The organism is Nostoc sp. UIC 10890, from assembly GCF_054786515.1.
Genome location: NZ_JBSGKF010000179.1, coordinates 1 through 1,113 on the forward strand (window position 1 = coordinate 1; position 1,113 = coordinate 1,113).

General features: G+C 47.3%; 1 protein-coding gene. It reads right to left on the reverse strand.

Features of this window, described 5'->3' with window-relative positions; translation table 11 throughout:
* The coding region (locus ACWATR_RS40260) for a peroxidase family protein (protein WP_460346049.1) at positions 1-1,076 on the reverse strand (1,076 nt) is incomplete at its 3' end.
* Positions 1,077-1,113 lie beyond the last annotated feature (37 nt).

Below are 1,113 nucleotides of genomic sequence, written 5' to 3' on the forward strand. Positions count from 1 at the left end.
ACGAATTTTTCTTTTGCATCATCACAAGCGTACACTTCTGCTATGCCTCTTAATTCTGTGTTTGAGCCAAAGATCAGATCTACCCTTGTAGCTGTCCATTTTACAGAACCTGTTTTGCGGTCACGACCTTCAAACATGGTTTGAGCTTCGTCGGTAGACGACCAAGTGGTTCTAAAATCAAGAAGGTTTACGAAATAGTCGTTCGTTAATACTCCCGGACGGTAAGTAAACACCCCGTGCTTGGAATGATCGAAATTGGCGTTCAATGCACGCATTCCACCCACCAAAACCGTCATTTCTGGAGCAGTTAACGTCAAGAGTTGAGCCTTATCAATGAGCAGTTCCTCAGCGGTCACGCTGAACTTTCCTTTTACATAGTTTCTGAAACCATCTGCATTGGGCTCCAATGGCGCAAATGACTCTACGTCGGTTTGATCCTGTGCAGCATCGGTCCGTCCTGGACGGAATGGAACCACTACTTCAACACCAGCGTCCTTGACCGCTTTCTCTACCGCTCCTGTTCCTCCCAGTACTATCAAATCGGCTAAAGAAACCTTTTTGTTGCCAGACTGAGCGGCATTAAAAGATTTTTGCACCCCTTCCAATATGTTCAACACATGGGCCAATTGACCGGGATTGTTCACCTCCCAATTGTTTTGTGGCGCCAATCTTATACGAGCTCCATTCGCTCCACCGCGTTTGTCGGAACCTCTAAATGTAGAGGCAGAAGCCCATGCTGTTGCCACCAATTGGGACACACTTAAACCAGACTCCAATATTTGCTTTTTCAGCAATGCGATATCCTGCTCATTCACCAACTCATGGTCCACTGCTGGAACTGGATCTTGCCATATTAAATCTTCAGCAGGTACATCAGCACCCAAATAACGAGATTTAGGGCCCATATCGCGATGCGTTAATTTGAACCAAGCACGCGCAAAGGCATCGGCGAGCTCCTCAGGATTTTCGTAGAAACGACGAGATACCTTTTCATAAGCAGGGTCTACACGAAGCGACAAGTCGGTGGTCAACATGAACGGAGCATGAAACTTGTTGGGGTCGTGTGCATCTGGCACCAGCCCTTCTCCTGCCCCATCTTTAGGTTTCCATTGC